The sequence below is a fragment of the Aggregatibacter sp. HK296 genome (assembly GCF_980469475.1).
Genome location: NZ_OZ413142.1, coordinates 1,312,854 through 1,331,203, shown reverse-complemented (window position 1 = coordinate 1,331,203; position 18,350 = coordinate 1,312,854). Strand labels below are relative to the sequence as shown.

At 42.2% G+C, this 18,350-nt stretch carries 9 protein-coding genes and 2 pseudogenes; 10 read left to right on the top strand and 1 reads right to left on the bottom strand.

The window, feature by feature from the left end; genetic code table 11:
* Positions 1–70: 70 nt before the first annotated feature.
* The 6 genes and pseudogenes from AC30SH_RS06250 (at position 71) to modD (ending at position 6,829) form a co-directional block, all read left to right on the top strand.
* Positions 71–1,024 (top strand): helix-turn-helix transcriptional regulator, encoded by a 954-nt coding sequence (locus AC30SH_RS06250; protein WP_315027512.1) that lies wholly within the window; start codon positions 71–73, stop codon positions 1,022–1,024.
* Positions 1,025–1,185: 161 nt separating this feature from the next.
* Positions 1,186–1,896 (top strand): SIR2 family NAD-dependent protein deacylase, encoded by a 711-nt coding sequence (locus tag AC30SH_RS06245; RefSeq protein WP_315027510.1) that lies wholly within the window; start codon positions 1,186–1,188, stop codon positions 1,894–1,896.
* Positions 1,887–2,522, top strand: a pseudogene (locus AC30SH_RS06240) (PP2C family protein-serine/threonine phosphatase); the annotation flags it as partial. The gene AC30SH_RS06245 and the pseudogene AC30SH_RS06240, both read left to right, overlap by 10 nt.
* Positions 2,523–2,541: 19 nt before the next feature.
* Entirely contained in the window at positions 2,542–3,777 is a 1,236-nt protein-coding gene (locus tag AC30SH_RS06235) for a PD-(D/E)XK nuclease family protein (protein WP_315027509.1), read from the top strand.
* 62 nt (positions 3,778–3,839) lie between these two features.
* A pseudogene (locus tag AC30SH_RS06230) lies at positions 3,840–5,890 on the top strand (AAA family ATPase).
* Between the two features lie 90 nt (positions 5,891–5,980).
* Positions 5,981–6,829, top strand: coding sequence for a ModD protein (gene modD / locus AC30SH_RS06225; RefSeq protein WP_212510521.1), 849 nt, complete (start codon positions 5,981–5,983; stop codon positions 6,827–6,829).
* A gap of 64 nt (positions 6,830–6,893) precedes the next feature.
* Here modD and AC30SH_RS06220 read toward each other — a convergent pair whose 3' ends face one another.
* On the bottom strand, positions 6,894–7,229 hold the full coding sequence (locus AC30SH_RS06220; protein ID WP_212510522.1) for a hypothetical protein: 336 nt from the start codon (positions 7,227–7,229) through the stop codon (positions 6,894–6,896).
* 209 nt (positions 7,230–7,438) lie between these two features.
* On the opposite strand from AC30SH_RS06220, the gene tldD reads away from it, so the two are divergent.
* From tldD to pbpC, 4 genes are all read left to right on the top strand, one after another.
* Positions 7,439–8,887 carry a metalloprotease TldD gene (gene tldD / locus AC30SH_RS06215; protein ID WP_212510523.1) on the top strand — a complete coding sequence of 483 codons (1,449 nt, stop codon included), beginning with the start codon at positions 7,439–7,441 and terminating at the stop codon, positions 8,885–8,887.
* 49 nt (positions 8,888–8,936) lie between these two features.
* A complete protein-coding gene (locus AC30SH_RS06210; protein WP_489582269.1) occupies positions 8,937–14,693 on the top strand; it encodes an alpha-2-macroglobulin family protein in 5,757 nt (1,918 codons plus the stop codon).
* A gap of 149 nt (positions 14,694–14,842) precedes the next feature.
* The gene (locus AC30SH_RS06205) at positions 14,843–15,856 is read left to right on the top strand and encodes a YeiH family putative sulfate export transporter (protein WP_314885459.1); all 1,014 of its coding nucleotides are present in this window, start codon (positions 14,843–14,845) and stop codon (positions 15,854–15,856) included.
* Positions 15,857–15,967: 111 nt separating this feature from the next.
* Positions 15,968–18,325 (top strand): penicillin-binding protein 1C, encoded by a 2,358-nt coding sequence (pbpC, locus tag AC30SH_RS06200; protein WP_314885458.1) that lies wholly within the window; start codon positions 15,968–15,970, stop codon positions 18,323–18,325.
* The last annotated feature ends 25 nt before the right edge of the window (positions 18,326–18,350 follow it).

The following is an 18,350-nucleotide window of genomic DNA, read 5'->3' as shown; positions in this document are numbered from 1 at the left end:
GATAACGCAATTTAATTCTCATCCCCGACAATATGTTGGGGATTTTTACATAACAACGCTGAGAAATAATATGGCAAAAGAATCCAATTCCTTATATTTACAATTAGAAATTTTACGTTTAATTCCCAAACGTAGTTACATCAGCAGCCATGAAATCCAACAGAAGCTGGAAGATATGGGATTTTCTCGCGATATTCGTAGCATTCAACGTCAATTAAAAAGCCTGGCTGAGCAGTTTGATATTGAATGTAATACCCTCAGCAAGCCTTACAGTTATCGCAGGAAAGAAAATGCTAAAGGACTCGATTTGCCGATTTTAAATGAGCAACAATCCTTGGTATTGATGCTGGCGAAGCAATATTTAAAAGGCATTTTGCCTGCGAATATCCTGAATTCGATGGAATCCTTTTTTAAGCAGGCAGAATATAACTTGGTCTATGATGCCAATAAAAAATCCGGTTCCGAATGGCTGAACAAAGTGGCGATTGCGCCAACCAGTCAACCGTTATTGCCCGCCAAAATTGATCCCGAAATTTTTGCTCAAATCAGTACTGCACTTTATCAAAACCGATTTCTACAGGTGCATTACCGAAGTATTCACGGTAAAGAACATAAGGCTTTAGTGAAACCTCTTGCTTTGGTGCAACAAGGCCCGAGTAGCTATCTCGTCGCGCAATATGAACATGGTGATATTTTGCATCTTGCTTTGCATCGTTTGCTTGAGGTTACTATGAGTACCATGCAATTTGAGCGTCCGGATTTTAATTTGAAAGCTTATGTTGAAAGCCAAAAATTCGGTTTTAGTTATGGCAGAAAAATTCGCTTAACGTTTAGAGTGGATAAAGCGATTGGTGGATTTTTGACAGAAACGCCGTTATCGGTTGATCAAACGGTGAAAGATTGTGGCTGTGAATATGAAATTTCCGCCACGGTCATTGAGAGTGAAATGTTGAACTGGTGGATTGCGCATTTTGGCGAAAATTATCAAGAAATTGATCGTGTATATCTAGAGGACATTTCCTAACGACACACATTGTCGCTTTATGTTTTATGATGAAGCCATCAACAGAGAGTACATTAAGATGAATCCTTATCAATCACCTGATCAAGCAGAAATATTTTCGGGCATGATGGGAAGAGATAGAGCGATTGATGAGATTCTAAAAGTGAGAGGAAAGAAAAAGCATGGCAGCGAAAAATAAACCAATTTGCGTCGTATTAACCGGTGCGGGGATTAGTGCTGAAAGTGGTATTCCTACTTTTAGAGCAGAAGATGGATTGTGGGCTGGGCATAAAGTGGAAGAAGTTTGTACGCCTGAAGCCTTGCAAAAGAACCGCGCGAAAGTACTCGATTTCTATAATCAACGCCGTAAAAATGCCGCCGCAGCTAAGCCAAACGCTGCGCATCTTGCCTTAGTTGAATTGGAAAAAGCCTATGATGTGAGAGTCATCACGCAAAATGTGGATGATTTACATGAGCGAGCAGGAAGCTCAAATGTGTTGCATTTACACGGCGAATTAAACAAAGCGCGTAGTAGTTTTGATGAAAGTTATATCGTGGATTGTTTTGGTGATCAGAAATTAGAAGATAAAGATCCAAACGGACATCCAATGCGCCCTTATATCGTCTTTTTTGGTGAAATGGTGCCGATGCTAGAACGAGCCATTGAGATTGTCGAACAAGCGGATGTAGTATTAGTGATTGGCACCTCTTTGCAGGTGTATCCAGCGAATGGTTTGGTTAATGAAGCTCCACGCAATACGCCGATTTACTTAATTGATCCGAATCCCAATACAGGCTTTGTACGCAAGCAAGTGATTGCAATAAAAGAAAGGGCAGGAGAGGGAGTGCCGAAGGTAGTGGCAGAGTTATTGGAGAACGTGGAAAACACATAGAAAAACGACCGCACTTTATCATTGGCATTGCCGATGGTATTTCCAATAGCAATCACGCGGAAAAAGCCAGTAAGTGTGTCATGTCGGCGTTGCAAAAGATTCAGACATTAAGTCGAAACACCATTCCCTATTTACAAGATAAATTATCGGAACAGTTGGCAGACCCCTATTTTGGTTCGGCAACCACATTCGTCGCGGCAGAAATTGATCAACTCAATCAAAAAGCCAAAATAGTCAGTGTGGGCGACAGCAGAGCTTATCTTATTGATGAAGCAGGAAAATGGCGACAAATTACAAAAGATCATTCTATTTTGTCCGAATTGTTAGAACTATCTCCTCACCAAAAAGAAGAGGATTTCGCCACAATTTATGGCGGCGTTTCTTCTTGTTTAGTCGCGGATTATTCCGAATTTCAAGATAAAATCTTTTATCAGGAAATTGAAATTAAACAGGGTGAAAGCCTATTACTTTGTTCTGACGGTTTGACTGATGGGCTTTCAGATGAAATGCGCGAAAAAATTTGGCTGAAATATGCCGATGATAAAGCTCGCCTCACGGTTTGCCGCAAGATGATTGAGAAGCAATCGTTTTCGGATGATTTGTCGGTTATAATCTGCGCGTTTTAACTTAAATGAAGGAGCCTCTATGGCAAATAATATTACTCAGGTTGTAGATTCTTTAATTTCTATTGGTCAGGTGATCGAAAATTTTAGATTACAACGTGAAAAGACTGAACTATACGATTCGAATCGTTTTAATCCGTTTCAGTTTATGCGAACGGATGAAATGGGGTTATCAAAAATTCTTGCCTTTTTGCTAGATCCTAAAGAAGCTCATGGGCAAGGGGATTTGTTTTTAAATAGTTTTCTGAAGTATATTGAAAAACATAACTTCCTAGCATACGACAATATTCAGGTGTGTGTTGAAAAAGCTACAAGTAAAAATCGTCGTCATGATATTTTTATTGAGGGATTTTTAAATAATAAACGTCGTTGGATCGTTTCAATTGAAAATAAGTTGAGATTTGCCACTGACCAAGAAGAACAGTTAAAAGATTATCGAGATGATTTGGAGAGATATAGAGAAGTTGAATACTGTCTTATTTATTTACCTGTTTTTAAGGAACCTCCTTCCGAAAACTCCATTGAAAAAGATAAATGGGAAGAGCTAATTGGTGCTAAAAAAGCTATCTTACTGTCAGCGAAAGATTTGGTTGATTGGCTAGATAACACATTAATCATAGCACCAGCTGTTAAACAATTTAGTCAGGATTTAAAAAAATTTTTGAGTGAGGAACTTATGGGAAATACTGAAACTAATAATGAATTGGTTAATTATTTAATGAAAAATAATGATGTTTTATATTCGGCATTAAATGTTATTGCTTCACGTGAACAACTTTATGAAAAATTAATGACTGTGTTGGTAGAACAATTACAAACCAGATTTGAATCTAATTACAATAAACTAAAAGATTATGGGTGGAAATGTAACTCCAATGGTGATATTGATGCTAAATATTTTGGTATTTTTATAGATCAAGGCGATACATCTTGGGGAGTTGGCATTGAATTTGATACAGCTGATTTGAGAGATGGATATTATGGAGTGTATTGTCATAAAGATAAAAATGAGGAGCTATATGATCTAATATGGAATATTTTTGATAAAGCCAAACTAAGAACTCACTTTAAATATACAAGGTCTTGGGCTATGTGGCAATGGCTAGATGGTCAGTTGATAAATTGGGATTCAGAAATTCTAAAAAAAATTCCTAATGGAGAATTAGCTGAACAAATTTTTGATTTATGTAAACCTTTATTAGATATCATTACAGATAATCTAGATAAAATAAAACAACTGGATATTAAAAAATTCTAACGACACCTTTTGTCGCACCCCTCACTAAAATACTCCTTACCAACCAGTAAGGAGTATTTTTTATGTCTGAATATAAATTAAACCCACCGACAGTGTCTTCTTATACTGAAAATATGATGCTCAAAATTTTATTTGAACATAAAGGCTTTTCCGAAGTATTTCGGGAGGGTAGTTGGCGAAGTGATGAAATCGCCGGTGCGTTTGGGCTGCCTGAAGAATTAGAGAATGATAAAAATTTACGCACGGTTGCTCGTCGGCTTTTAAAAGCGCGGTATAAAACACTCCAAAAATCTACCGCACTTTTACCGGAGTTATGGAAACAGGCGTATGAAAATTTGGCAACATTGGCAGAATTTTTGCAGCTGAATCCCGTTGAACAGGAACTTCTTCGCTTTGCCATGCATTTACGCAGTGAAGGGCCTATGCGAGATTTGTTTGAGTACTTGCCGAAATCGGATTTACAAAGAACGGCTGCGATCATGGCGGATTTACTTAAACAGCCGAAAAATCAGATTCTATCTGCCTTAAAGAAAGGCAGTAAACTCGATGCTTATGGCCTGATTGATCGCGATTATCGCCCCGATAGTGTGCATGATTATTTAGATTGGGGCGAAACCTTAGATTTTGATGAATTTGTGACACAACCATTAAACGAAAACGTCCTATTAAAATCTTGTACGGAAGTCGCTCAAGTGCCAAGTCTGCAACTGGATGATTTTGCCCATATTGCCGGCATGAAAGAGATGATGTTGACCTATTTACAACAGGCACTAAAACATTATCAGAAAGGCGTAAATCTTTTAATTTATGGCGTGCCCGGCACCGGTAAAACCGAATTTGCCGGATTGCTTGCACAAGCATTAGGGATTTCGGCGTATAACATTACTTATATGGATTCTGACGGAGATGTTGTGAAGGCAGAGCAACGCCTGAACTACAGTCGCCTTGCTCAAACGTTATTAAACGGCAAGCAGGCGCTTTTAATTTTTGATGAAATTGAAGATGTGTTTAACGGCTCGTTTATGGAGCGTTCTGTTGCACAAAAAATAAAGCGTGGACAAATCAGTTGCTGGAGAACAATAACGTGCCGATGATTTGGTTATCCAATTCGGTACACAGCATAGATGCGGCTTTTTTGCGTCGCTTTGATTTTGTGTTTGAAATGCCGGATTTGCCGCTAAAAAATAAATCGGCGTTAATTTCGCAGCTGGCAGGCGGTAAATTAACGGCGGAATACGTGCAGCATTTTGCCAAAGTGCGGTCACTTTCACCGGCGATTTTAACGCGCGTGTTCAATGTGGCAAATGCGGTTGATAACGGCAAAAAAGCCTTTTCTGAGGTTTTGCTTACGCTACTTAATGAAACCTTACAGGCACAAGGTAAAAAGAAAATTGAGCCGTTAGTGGAAAGCAAACTGAGTTATCAGCTTGACTGGGTTTCCTGCAATGACAATATTCATAAAATCAGTGAAGGATTAATGCGAACCAAGAAAGGTCGAATTTGTTGTTATGGTCCGCCGGGCACAGGGAAAACCGCTTGGGCAGGTTGGCTTGCCGAGCAGTTAGATATGCCGTTGTTGCTTTGCAAAGGGTCTGATTTGCTCGATCCTTATGTTGGCGGAACAGAACAAAAAATTGCGGAGGCATTTGAATCGGCGAAGCGTGATAATTGTTTGCTAGTGCTGGACGAAGTAGATTCGTTTCTGTTTTCACGCGACGGTGCAGAACGTAGTTGGGAACGTTCCCAAGTTAATGAGATGTTGACACAAATTGAGCGTTTTGAAGGCGTAATGGTGGTTTCAACGAATTTGATGAATGTGCTGGATCCGGCAGCATTACGGCGTTTTGATTTAAAGCTAAAATTTGATTATTTAACGCCACAACAGCGTTTGGATTTTGCTAAACAACAAGCAGAAAAATTGAATTTGGGCGCATGGGCTGAAACCCATTCAAAACGCCTCCTTGAGTTGAATTTACTCACGCCGGGCGATTTTGCCGCCGTTGCCAGACGACACAATTTTTCCCCCTTTGAGAATCTAGAAGATTGGTTAGAAGCCTTGTGTGGCGAATGTCGTGTGAAACCGGCGTTTTCCCGTAAAAAGGTCGGTTTTTAATCGTTGCTATATTTTGATTTATATAGACAATATTCTAAATCCCGTTATTTGGGACCATTGTATTTAGGACGATTTATTTAAGGAGAACACATGATTTATTTTTCAGATAAAGAATTAGACGATTTTTTATTGGAGGATATCTATCGTGGCGATTTGACGACGCGCGCGCTCGGTTTGGACAACGTGCCGGCGACGATTTTATTTAAACGTAAAAATGCCGGTATTGTGGCGGGCATTAGCGTGGCAGAAAAATTGCTGAGAAAACTGGAGCTTGAACCGCAGGTTTATGGGCAGGAAGGTGAAACCGTTGATGCCGGCACGGTGCTGTTAAGTGCGGTGGGTTTTGGCGACAAATTACATCAGGCATGGAAAGTGGTTCAGCTCGTGTTGGAGTGGTCTTGTGGCGTGGCGCAATACACGGCGGACATGATCGCCAATGCCAAAGCCATCAATCCTCATGCGGTGGTCGCCTGCACCCGCAAAAGCATTCCGAATACCCGAAAGTTAGCGACCAATGCGGTATTGGCAGCAGGCGGGCATATTCATCGGCAAGGCATTAGCGAAACGCTGCTGGTGTTTACCAATCATCGCAACTTGCTTGTGGAACCCGATAATTGGTCGGCAATCGTGGAACGTTTAAGACGGGAAGCGCCGGAAAATAAAATTACCTTGGAAGCGGATAATTTCAGTCAATTTGAACAAATGTTGGATGCCGAACCGGATATTATTCAGTTGGATAAATGGTCGGTGGATGACGTGAAACGGGCATTGTCTTTGGTGGCGGCGAGCGGTAAAAAAATCACTCTTTCTGTTGCCGGTGGTGTGAATAAACATAATGTTGCTGATTATGCTAAGTTGGGCATTCATTTATTTATCACCTCCGCCCCTTATTACGCCCCACCGGAAGATATTAAAGTGGTGATTGAGCGACAGTCTTAAAACACCGTAAAAAACGACCGCACTTTTTGATTAAAAGTCTCATTCTGTATTCAATCTGTGACGGTTAAATGCAACCGCCACAACTGCCACAACGCCAGTCTTCCGGATTCACTGCTTGATAAAACGCCCGCATGTAGTCTTCTTCCAAGGGAATGTCGTATTGAATAAATAAATCTGACAGCCAATCCATGTTGGCTAAAATCCAGTCGTTTTCATCCAAGCCTTCTAAATAAAGCTCATCTTCGGGATCAATAAAATTATAGATATTTCTGGTGCCCATATCTTTATCACGGCGTTCAGCGGGGAGGACGAGAGGAATGTCGTTATAGCGAATATCCCAATGTCCTAAGCAGAGCGTATGCCCTTTTGCCGTCCATTCGGCTTTAAATGGATTTTGCATAATCTGTTACTTAATTGGAAAAATAAGGGGTTCAGTATAATCCCCTATAAAAAATGAGCCATACTACAAAGACGGTAATCTGAAAGCTGATGACAAAACAGATCTACACCAATCATATCAAAAAGTGATTAGCCTTTCCCCGAGAGCTCGAATTCGCTATAATTTGCGTATTTTTTATCAATCTATTTTTCGATATAAGTAAATCTTTCATGTTAAAACAAGTTACCGAGTCTTTATTAACCCGCAGTCATTTGGCGTTATCCGATTTATCCAACGTATTTGATACGTTAGCGCAACGCAACGTGGATTATGGCGATTTATATTTTCAGCTAAGTCAGGATGAAAACTGGGTATTGGAAGACGGGATTATTAAAGAAGGCGGATTTCATATTGATCGCGGAGTAGGCGTGCGTGCAGTCAGTGGCGAGAAAACCGGATTTGCCTATTCTGACCAAATTAATCTAGCCAATTTGCAACAATGTGCTCAAGCGGTGCGTGGCATTGCTCAACCTTCTCAAGGTAATTTTATTCTGCCGGTGAGATTTAATCCGGTGGATGCGCCTTTGCGTTATCAGCCGATTAATCCGCTATACAGTTTAAGCCAAGAGCAAAAAATTGAGTTATTGCGTTTAGTGGATAGAACGGCTCGTGCGGAAGACCCGCGAGTGGTACAGGTGAATGCCGGATTGAGCATGGTGTATGAAGAAATGCTAGTCGCAGCCACAGATGGCACCTTGGCAGCTGATATTCGCCCACTCATTCGTTTATCGGTTTCCGTATTGGTAGAACAAGACGGTAAGCGCGAGCGTGGTAGTGCGGGCGCAGGTGGTCGTTTTGGCTTGGAATGGTTCTTTGAAAACTATAAAGGCGAGCAAAGAGCGGTCTATTTTGCGAAAGAATCGGTGCGTCAAGCATTAGTGAATTTAGGCGCAGTAGCGGCACCGGCAGGATTAATGCCGGTGGTGTTAGGCGCAGGTTGGCCGGGGGTGTTATTACACGAAGCGGTAGGGCACGGTTTGGAAGGCGATTTTAATCGTAAAGAAAGTTCCTTATTTACCGGCAAAATCGGTGAATTAGTCACATCGCCTTTATGCACGATCGTGGATGACGGCACTTTAATGGATCGCCGCGGCTCGGTCACCGTGGATGACGAGGGCGTGCCAGGTCAATATAACGTATTAATTAAAGACGGTATTTTACAAAAATACATGCAAGATAAAATGAATGCCCGTTTGATGGGCGTGCAACCGACAGGCAATGGACGTCGTGAATCCTATGCCCATTTGCCAATGCCACGCATGACCAATACTTATATGCTGGCGGGTAAAGATAAATTTGAGAATTTAGTGGCGTCCGTAGAACACGGCATTTTTGCACCGCACTTTGGTGGTGGCCAAGTGGATATTACCTCCGGCAAATTCGTATTCTCTACTTCAGAGGCTTATTTGATCGAAAAAGGCAAAATCACCAAGCCGGTGAAAGGCGCGACCTTAATCGGCAGCGGCATTGAAGTGATGCAAAATGTGTCCATGGTTGCCGATGAAGTGGAATTGGATCATGGTGTAGGCACTTGCGGTAAAGAAGGACAAAGCGTGCCGGTGGGCGTAGGGCAACCGGCATTGAAAATCGATCAGATTACAGTAGGCGGAACGAATTAATGATGGTAAATGACAGCCTCAATTTTAAAGTTAATCAGGGGAACATCTAATGCAGGGCAAAATAAAATTTTTAGTGCTTGGTGCACTCGCGTTAGCCGTAGCAGCTGGTGGTAGTTATTGGTATCAGCAACAAAAGGGAAACGAGCGCAATGCGGTTCATGTGAAATTTAACCCTATTGAGCCGACCTATTATGGGGAAGAAGGCGTATCCAATACCATTTATCCACTGAACATCGAATTTAACGGAGCAGCCGCACCGATTGATAAACTGAAAACTGAAATCACGCAAGGCATTAAAATGGAACCTGCCCTTGAAGGGAAATGGGTTTGGGCGAGTGATAATTTATTGAGTTTTACCCCTGCGCAGGATTGGCCAACAGGGCAAGAATATAAAATTACGTTAGATAAAACAGTATTAAATCCGAGTTTGGCTTATGAGAAATCGGTCACTACGCCTCATTCCGTGAAAACCCAGCCTTTTAGTGTTGTGGATTCCGATGCGGACTTTTATCAGGATCCAAATGTCTTTCATGTTCGTCATGCATTAACGCATTTGGTGTTTTCTAATCCGGTTGATCCGAAAGCTTTAGAAAGTGCGGTTGAAGTAAATTTAGTTCGCAAAAATCAGGATCAATCGCTCAATTTGATTAATCCGTTGAAATTTAAGATTCGTTATTCCGACAATAAATTGGAAGCATGGATCAGCTCGGATGACCTGTCTTTATCGACCCAACCGAATCAATTTGTGCAAACCAAAATTAGCCAAACGTTGCGGGCGAAGACCGGTGTGAATACCTTAGAAAAAGACATCACTAAGCTCGTGCCGGTGCCGACGAAATACAGTCTGCAAAACGAGGATAATAGTTTTAGGGTGATTAACAATCAGCAAAATGAAGCAGAGCAAGTTTTAACCTTTAATTTCAATTACGGCGTGAAAGGAAAAGACATTGCCGAGAATCTTATTGCGATTTTGTTACCTTCCTTACCGGAAGGGCAAAGTTGGGAGTCGGAAAAATTAACGGAAGCGGCGGTGAGACGTGGTGAACGCGTCCAGCCGGAATTGATTCCAAGCGAACATCCTTACTCGGCTCAACAATCTTTCCGTTTTGATATTCCGGAAGGACGTTGCCTGTATTTGCAACTGAATAATAAATTCACAGCCTTAGGCGGTTATCAACTGAAAAAACCGATTGGCAGCTTAGAATGTGCACCGAATTATCCGACCTATGTCGGTTTTGTGGGCAAAGGTTCTTTATTGTCTCAATATGGCGACGGCAAATTAACCCTTGCTGTACGTAACGCTGACAGTGTGCAACTGGATATTGGCCGCGTTCAGGCTGAGCAACTTCGCCATGTAGCAAATTTAAACAGCAATAGTTTCCAAAAACCGGATTTAGGCAATTTAAAATTTGATGATATTGCGACGTTTAAAACGGAAACCCTTACTGTTGCTAACGATAATCCACGTAAATCGGACTATCTCAGTGTGGATTTATCGCAAAAAGGTTTGCCGAAGCAAGGGATCTTCTGGGTAAAAGCAAGTGCGGTGACTTCTGGCAGTGAATCTGACGGCGATAATTTAAAAGATAGCAAAGATGAAGACAGCTACTATTATTGGGATTCCGATCCGAATTCACAAACCAGTGATTACCGTTTAATCGTGTTAACGGATTTGGGCATTATTGCGAAAAAAGCTGCGGATGGTACGCAATCTGTTTTCGTGCAATCTATTGCCAGTGGCGCACCGGTGTCGAATGCGTTAGTGAAAGTGATTTCCCGCAATAACACAGTGATTGCCAGTCAATTTACTAACAAACTCGGGGTGGCTCAGCTTCCATCTTTAGAGAATTTCAAGCAAGAACTTGAGCCGGTTATGTATTTAGTCACACGCGGGCAGGATCAGTCTTTCCTGCCGATTGATAAATCAGACCGCACTTTAGATTTCTCCCGTTTTGATATTCGTGGCCAAGAAATTTCGCCGGAACAAAACGCCATTAAGACGTTCTTGTTTAATGACCGTGGTATTTATCGTCCGGGTGAGTCCGTGTATATCGGCATGATCAGTAAGGCGTTGGATTGGAAAAAATCCTTGGCCAATGTGCCACTCACTTTAGAAATCACGTCACCGTCCGGTAAAACCCAATGGCAAAAAACGATCCGTGTGAGTGAAAGTGGTTTTAATGATTTGACGTATCCGTTGTCGGAAAATGCAGAAACCGGTGAATGGACGGCACATATTTCTATTGGTCAACAACAAGAACAAATTGATGTTGGCTCTATGACGTTCCAAGTGCAGGAATTTGAACCGGATACGTTGAAAATCAATACGATGTTTAATCGTAGCCAACAAGCCGGTTGGGTTTCGCCACAGGATTTAAAGGCGACTATCCATTTAACGAATTTATTTGGTACGCCGGCGCAAAAACGCCGAGTGAGTGCAAACATCATGTTGCATTCTCTCTTCCCGAGCTTTCCTGAATACAAGAACTATCAGTTCTATGATAATCAACGCAATAAAAATGCGATTTTGTTGGAAACCGAATTACAGGATCAAACCACGGATAATAACGGTGATGCCGTTTTTGCCTTGAATTTAGCGCAAGAAGCGGAAAATACCGTACAAATGTTGTATTTCACGGCGGACGGCTATGAAAATAACAGCGGTCGTGGCGTATCTAAAGTGCAATCGGTGTTGGTTTCTGCGCAACCTTGGTTAGTGGGCTACAGCAGTGCGCAAGACTTGAATTATTTAAGAGAAAACGGCGTAAGCCAGGTGAACTTAATTGCGATTAATCCAAGTCTGCAAAAAATCTCCGTGCAAGGGCTAAGTGCGGTCTTAATGGAACGTAAATATGTTTCCGTGCTGACCGAACAACGCTCCGGTGCTTATAAGTACGAATCTAAACTGGTGGAAAATCAAATTGATGAAAAACCGTTGGATATCGATCCAAGCGGGTCTGATTTTGTTTTGAATACTGAGCGTAGTGGTGACTTTGTATTGGTGATTAATAACCAATACGGTGAAACCGTCAATCGCATTCCTTATACGGTGATCGGTAACAGCAACGTCTCTGTCGCCATGGATAAAAACACTGAACTTAAATTGAATTTGAATAAAAAACAATTTATGCCGGGTGAAGAAATTGAAGTGGCGATTAACGCACCTTATGCGGGAAGTGGATTAATCACCATTGAACGTGATCGTGTATATGCCCATCAATGGTTTAAATCCACGACTAACCGTTCTGTACAAAAAATCAGAATTCCTGAGAATTTTGAGGGAAGTGGCTATATTAACGTGCAATTCTCTCGTGATATGCAATCCGATGATATTTTCACCAGTCCGCTAAGTTATGGCGTTGCGCCGTTTAGCGTCAATGTGGATAACCATCGTCTGAATGTGACGTTAAGTGCACCGCAGCAAGTGAAATCCGGTGATAAAGTTCAGTTTACGTTATCTGCGGATAAACCAAGTAAAGCGGTGATTTATGCGGTGAATGAAGGCATCTTGCAAGTGGCAGGACATAAACAAGAAGATCCGTTGGCGTTTTTCTTCCCGAAATATGCCCTTCAAGTGGAAACCTTGCAGATTCTGGATTTGATTCTGCCGGAATTTCGTAAAGTGTTGCAGTTTGCACAAACCGGTGGTGACTCGGAAGAAATGGCAATGTTGGAAAAAGCCTTGGCGGCCAATACCAATCCATTTAAACGTAAAACCGATAAACCGGCAGTGTACTGGTCAAATATTGTGGATGTGGACGGAAGCAAAACGGTAACTTACCAAATTCCACCGGGCTTTAATGGTAATTTGAAAGTCATGGCGGTTGCCGTAACAAATGACGGTTCACAAATGAATATCGCACAAGCGGAAACTTTGGTGCGTGATGACATGATTTTATCGCCCAGTGCGCCGATAACCTTGGCACCAAATGATGAAAGTAAAGTCAGTTTGACCGTTTCGAATAATACGAAGAGTAAACAAAATGTGCTTGTTCAGCTCAATGTTGCACCGCAGTTCCAAGTATTAAGCAATGCGCAAACCTCCATTGTATTAGCTCCGATGAGCGAAGGCGTGGTGGATTTCCAATTAAAAGCAACAGATTTGCTTGGTAGCGGCATTTTATATTTCACTGCGGCTTACTTAGATGAACAGCAACAACCGGCACAGGTTGAACGCAAATACGGTATTTCCGTGCGTCCACTGACGGCGAAACAGCAATTCATCAAAGTGGGGGATGTGGCGGTAAATCAACAGGTACAAGGCGAATTACCGAATCTGTTGTTCCCACAACGCCGTGAGCAATACGCGCTGATCTCTTCCGCTCCGTTGGTCTTAGCGAAAGGCATCACAAGTTATTTAGGCAACTATGACAACTTCTGTACGGAACAAATTATTAGTGCGGCAATGCCTAATCTGTTATTGGCGAATAATCCTGAGTACCAAAGTTTACTTGGCGTTTTATCACAAGCGGGCGACAAGCAAGCTATTGAAGCCACTAAACAGCAATTACACAACAACTTGAATCGTGTCTTTAATTTATTACCGGCGCGCCAAACTGAGAATGAAGGCTTTGGTGTATGGTCCGGTTTAGATGAAGATGATGCCTTCTTAACAGCTTATGTGGCGCATTTCCTCATTGAAGCGCAAGAGCACAACGTGCAATTACCGGCAGCATGGGTCGCGCCAAACGGCTTGTTTAATCAAACTATCGCGGCGTTAGAACGTTTAAGTCGTCCGGAAAGTGAAGATGATTTAGCCATGCTGCGTCAACGCGCTTATGCGACGTACTTATTGGCGCGTTTAGGTCAAGTGCCAAGCGACAGTTTAATGTCTATTCGTAGTCTATTGGAGCGTCATTTCAAAGCGGAAGAATGGCAATCTGATTTAACAACTGCTTGGTTGGCTGGTGCCTATCAGTTGGTGAAACAGGAAGAAGATGCAAACACGCTGATGAACAATCTGATGGCAAACTTTGCTCATCCGCAGGCGAAAAGCGAATGGTTCTACCGCGATTATTTAGATCCGTTGATTGAGAAAAGTTCGGTGTTGTATGTGTTGTCACGTCATTTCCCGAAACAGGCAGCGCTATTATCTAACGGATTGTTTGAAGGCATTGTGCAAGATTTAAACGACGACCGTTATAACAGCTTGTCTTCCGCAATGGTGCTTTTAGCCTTAGAGGCTTACGGTAAGCAATACCCTGACCAACTTGAAAAATTACATATTCAACAAGAAGGTCAAAATATCGGCAGTGTACAAGGTGCTTTTGTGTTAGCCAATATCAATGCAGACAAAGCTGTGCTTAACTTTGTTAACCAAAGTACGCAAAGAGCCTGGTATGCCATTAGCCAATCCGGCTATGTACAACAGCCGCCTGCTGAGGCGATTAAAAACGGTGTGGAAATCGACCGCACTTACTTAGATAAAGACGGCAAACCGGTGACTTCTGTGAAACTTGGCGACATCATTAACGTACAAGTCAATGTACGTTCATTACAAAATGTGCAAGACAACATGGTGATTACCGACCTTTATCCGGCTGGATTTGAAGTGGTAACGGGGGATGGTGACATGAGCGCACAAGAGGAAACTCAACAACGTTTTAACTGGGTACACCGTGATTTGCGTGAAGACCGTATGTTGAGCTACGGTTCCGTGGGTGAGACCACCACCGTCATTCAATATCAATTAAAAGCAGTGAACGTGGGTAAATTCAAAATTCCACAAGCTTATGCAGAAAACATGTATAACCGTGCGGTTAATGCGCAATCTGCTGCGAAAGGGGATATTGAAGTGATTCAATAATCGCTTAAAAAATAAAAAACTCTCCCTCGTTTGATGGAGAGTTTTTTATTGTTAACGGTTTACAAGCCTAAAGTGCGGTCAGAATCAACTCCATTTTTCGCTGTTCTCAGCGTATAATGAAGCCTCATTTCCCTTTCATGACAAATCCAATGAAAAATCGATCATTCTATTTCGGACTGATTTGTGTGGCGTTTTTAGCATTTATCGCACAACAAATAAGTCAAACACCATTTGCTCAGCAGGCGCATTTAAGCGCGCTCATTATTGCCATTTTGCTGGGGATGCTCTTTGGTAATAGTGTTTATAAACGTTATGAAAGCCATATTGAAAAAGGCGTTTTATTTGCTAAAGGGCCGGTTTTACGTGCCGGGATCGTGTTGTATGGTTTTCGCCTGACGCTGCAGGATATTACCGACGTGGGAGTAAACGCGATTCTGACCGATGGCCTGATGTTACTTTCCACTTTCTTGCTGACCTGTTTTGTTGGTATTCGTTATCTCAAAATGGATAAACAACTTGTTTATCTCACTGCGTCCGGTTGCAGTATTTGTGGGGCTGCTGCCGTGATGGCAGCCGCACCGGTAACAAAGGCAGAATCGCATAAAGTTTCGGTGGCGATTGCGGTGGTGGTGATTTTCGGCACACTGTCCATTTTCCTGTATCCGCTATTTTATCCTTGGGTGAGCACATTAATGACACCACACCAATTCGGTATTTATGTGGGCTCCAGCGTTCATGAAGTGGCGCAGGTTTATGCCATTGGCGGCAATATCAGCCCGGTTGTTGCGGACACGGCAGTGATTACCAAAATGATTCGGGTCATGATGTTGGCGCCTTTCTTATTAGGGCTGTCTTGGCTGTTGACTAAAGAGGCGCAAGAGGGAGAACCACGGAAAATTACTATTCCATGGTTTGCCCTTTGGTTTATTGCTGTTGCCGTGTTCAATTCGTTTAATTTATTACCGCAAGCGTTAGTGACATTTTTGGTGGAGCTTGATACGTTTCTACTTGTTTCTGCGATGGCGGCCTTGGGGTTAACAACACATATCGGCGCCATTAAACAGGCGGGTTTTAAACCGCTGATCCTCGGCACTTTGGTTTACCTTTGGTTAATTGTCGGTGGTTTGTTAGTCAATTATGAAGCAGGTCTCTTTTTGTCATAGGTAGAAAAGGAATTTAATTCGTAAGTTAAGTAAAAAGGGCGGAGGTGTTTTGGCGATAAAACACATTGAAAATCTACCGCACTTTTTTGTTTTTAGTCATGTTTGATGGTTATGTCACAGAAATTTCGTCAATGTTTCTATGTTGTTTTATGCGGTTTACTGCTTACGGCCGTAGTGGTTCATTTTTTACCTCATGAGCCTTTGAAACAACGTTTTCCCTATTCTGTCGCAGTGTATGACGAACAGCAGAATTTATTACGCCTAACTACAGCGAAAGATCAGAAATATCGCCTTTGGACGCCACTAAAGGAACTTTCACCACAATTAGTGGATGCCGTGCTTTTTCAGGAAGATGAATGGTTTTATTACCATTTTGGAGTGAACCCTTACGGTTTGTTGCGTGGCGCAGCACAAACCTATCTGTTAGGTGGCTCACCGCAGGGCGGTTCTACCATCACCATGCAATTGGCGCGGATTCTATGGAATATTGACAGCTGCACTATCCACGGGAAAATCGAGCAAATTTTCCGTGCCGTTCAATTAGAGTTGCAATATTCCAAACAGGATATTTTAGAAGCCTATTTCAACTTTGCACCTTATGGACGAAACATTGAAGGCGCCGGGACGGCAAGCCTGATTTATTTTAACCGTGCCAACAAAAACTTGAATTTAGCGGAAGCCATGACATTGGCGATTTTGCCGAAAAATCCGAACGGCTATATTCAACAGAATAATCAGCAACTGAATCCGCAACTGTTCAATGCCCGTAATAAATTGTATGCCCGTTGGGTAGAAACTCATCCGCAAGATCGCCAATGGCAATCCCATTTCAAATTAAATTATCCTTTACGCCCCATTGAAAAACTTCCTTTTTTCGCACCGCACTTTACCGACCAAGTGTTGCAACAATATGCAGAAAAAGAGGAAACGCAAAATGGACGTCTTGTCAGTAGTTTAAACAGCGGCTTACAACGTTTGGTTGAGCGAATTAGCCAGCGTTATTTGCAACAACAAAAAAGCTATGGCGTGAATAATCTGGCGGTATTGTTGGTGGATAATCGCACCATGCAAATTAAAGCTTTGGTAGGTTCCGGTGATTATTTTAATCCGCAAATCAGCGGGCAAATTAACGGTACGCTGGCAAAACGTTCTTATGGTTCGACCTTGAAACCGTTTATTTATGGCTTAGCCTTTGATCAAGGGCTAGCCCATCCTAAAACGATCTTAAAAGATTTGCCGACGAATTTTGCCGATTATCAACCGGAGAATTATGAAGGTAATTTCCTCGGACCGGTGAGCGTTACACAGGCATTATTACAAAGTCGCAATATTCCAGCAGTTGAGATGGCACAACGTCTTAAATATCCTGATCTTTATGATTTGCTGAAACAAGCGGAAATTATTTTGCCGAAGGAAAAAGCCCATTATGGTTTGTCGTTGGTATTAGGCGGTGCAGAGCTTTCCATGCAACAACTGGCAGGCTTATATGCCTCTCTTGCCAATGGGGGAAAATGGCAACCTTTGCAATCCTTGAAAGACGCCTCCTCCGAACAACCTGTCTCGTTATTAAGTCCGGAAAGCAGTTATATGTTGGGTGACATCTTATCGCAAAATATTCGCACCGATATTTATAACAAAGCCATCAAAACCAAGTTACCGATTTATTGGAAAACCGGCACATCTAACGGATTGCGCGATGCTTGGACAGCCGGCTACTTCGGCAATTACACGTTGGTCGTGTGGTTTGGCAATTTTAACAATAAAAGCAACCCGCACTTTATCGGGCGTCGCCTTGCTGCACCGTTATTTTTACAGCTGGCAGATGCGATTATTGCGCAATCTCCGACGATGCAAGATCCGCTTAGCCGTGAAAAGTTAACTTTAAAAGATGTACCGGTATGTGCCGCTGACGGCAACTTACCGAATAGACATTGCCAGCAACTTACCAATACTCTTTTTATTCCCGGTAAATCGCCGATTCAAGTAAGCAATATCTATCAGCAGTTACGCGTACGTAAAGGCTCAGATGTTTTAGCTTGTGCAACAGATCCGAGTGAGGAAACAGAACAAAAAATTTATGAGATCTGGAGCAGTGACTATCAAAAATTGTTTGCTCAAGCCGGAATTATGAAACGTAGCCCGATGGTCAATGCCGAATGCCCTTATGAACAGCAAACTCAATCTTTACAACAGATTACGCATAATCCGCTGAAAATTACCTCACCACTGGAAAATCGGACTTATTTTATTAATACGAATAGCGTAGAAGAGCACATTCCGTTAATTGCCACGACATCAGGCGAAGTTCAGCATCTTTATTGGTTTGTGAATAACGCGTATTTAGGTGAGAGCAGAGCAGACGAAACATTTTTATGGAAACCGACAAATATCGGTACATATCAAATTACCGTTGTTGATGAGGCTGGTTATCGGACGACAATGAATGTGACGGTGAAAATAACTCGCTAGGAAAAGGAAAGTGCGGTCGAAAAAA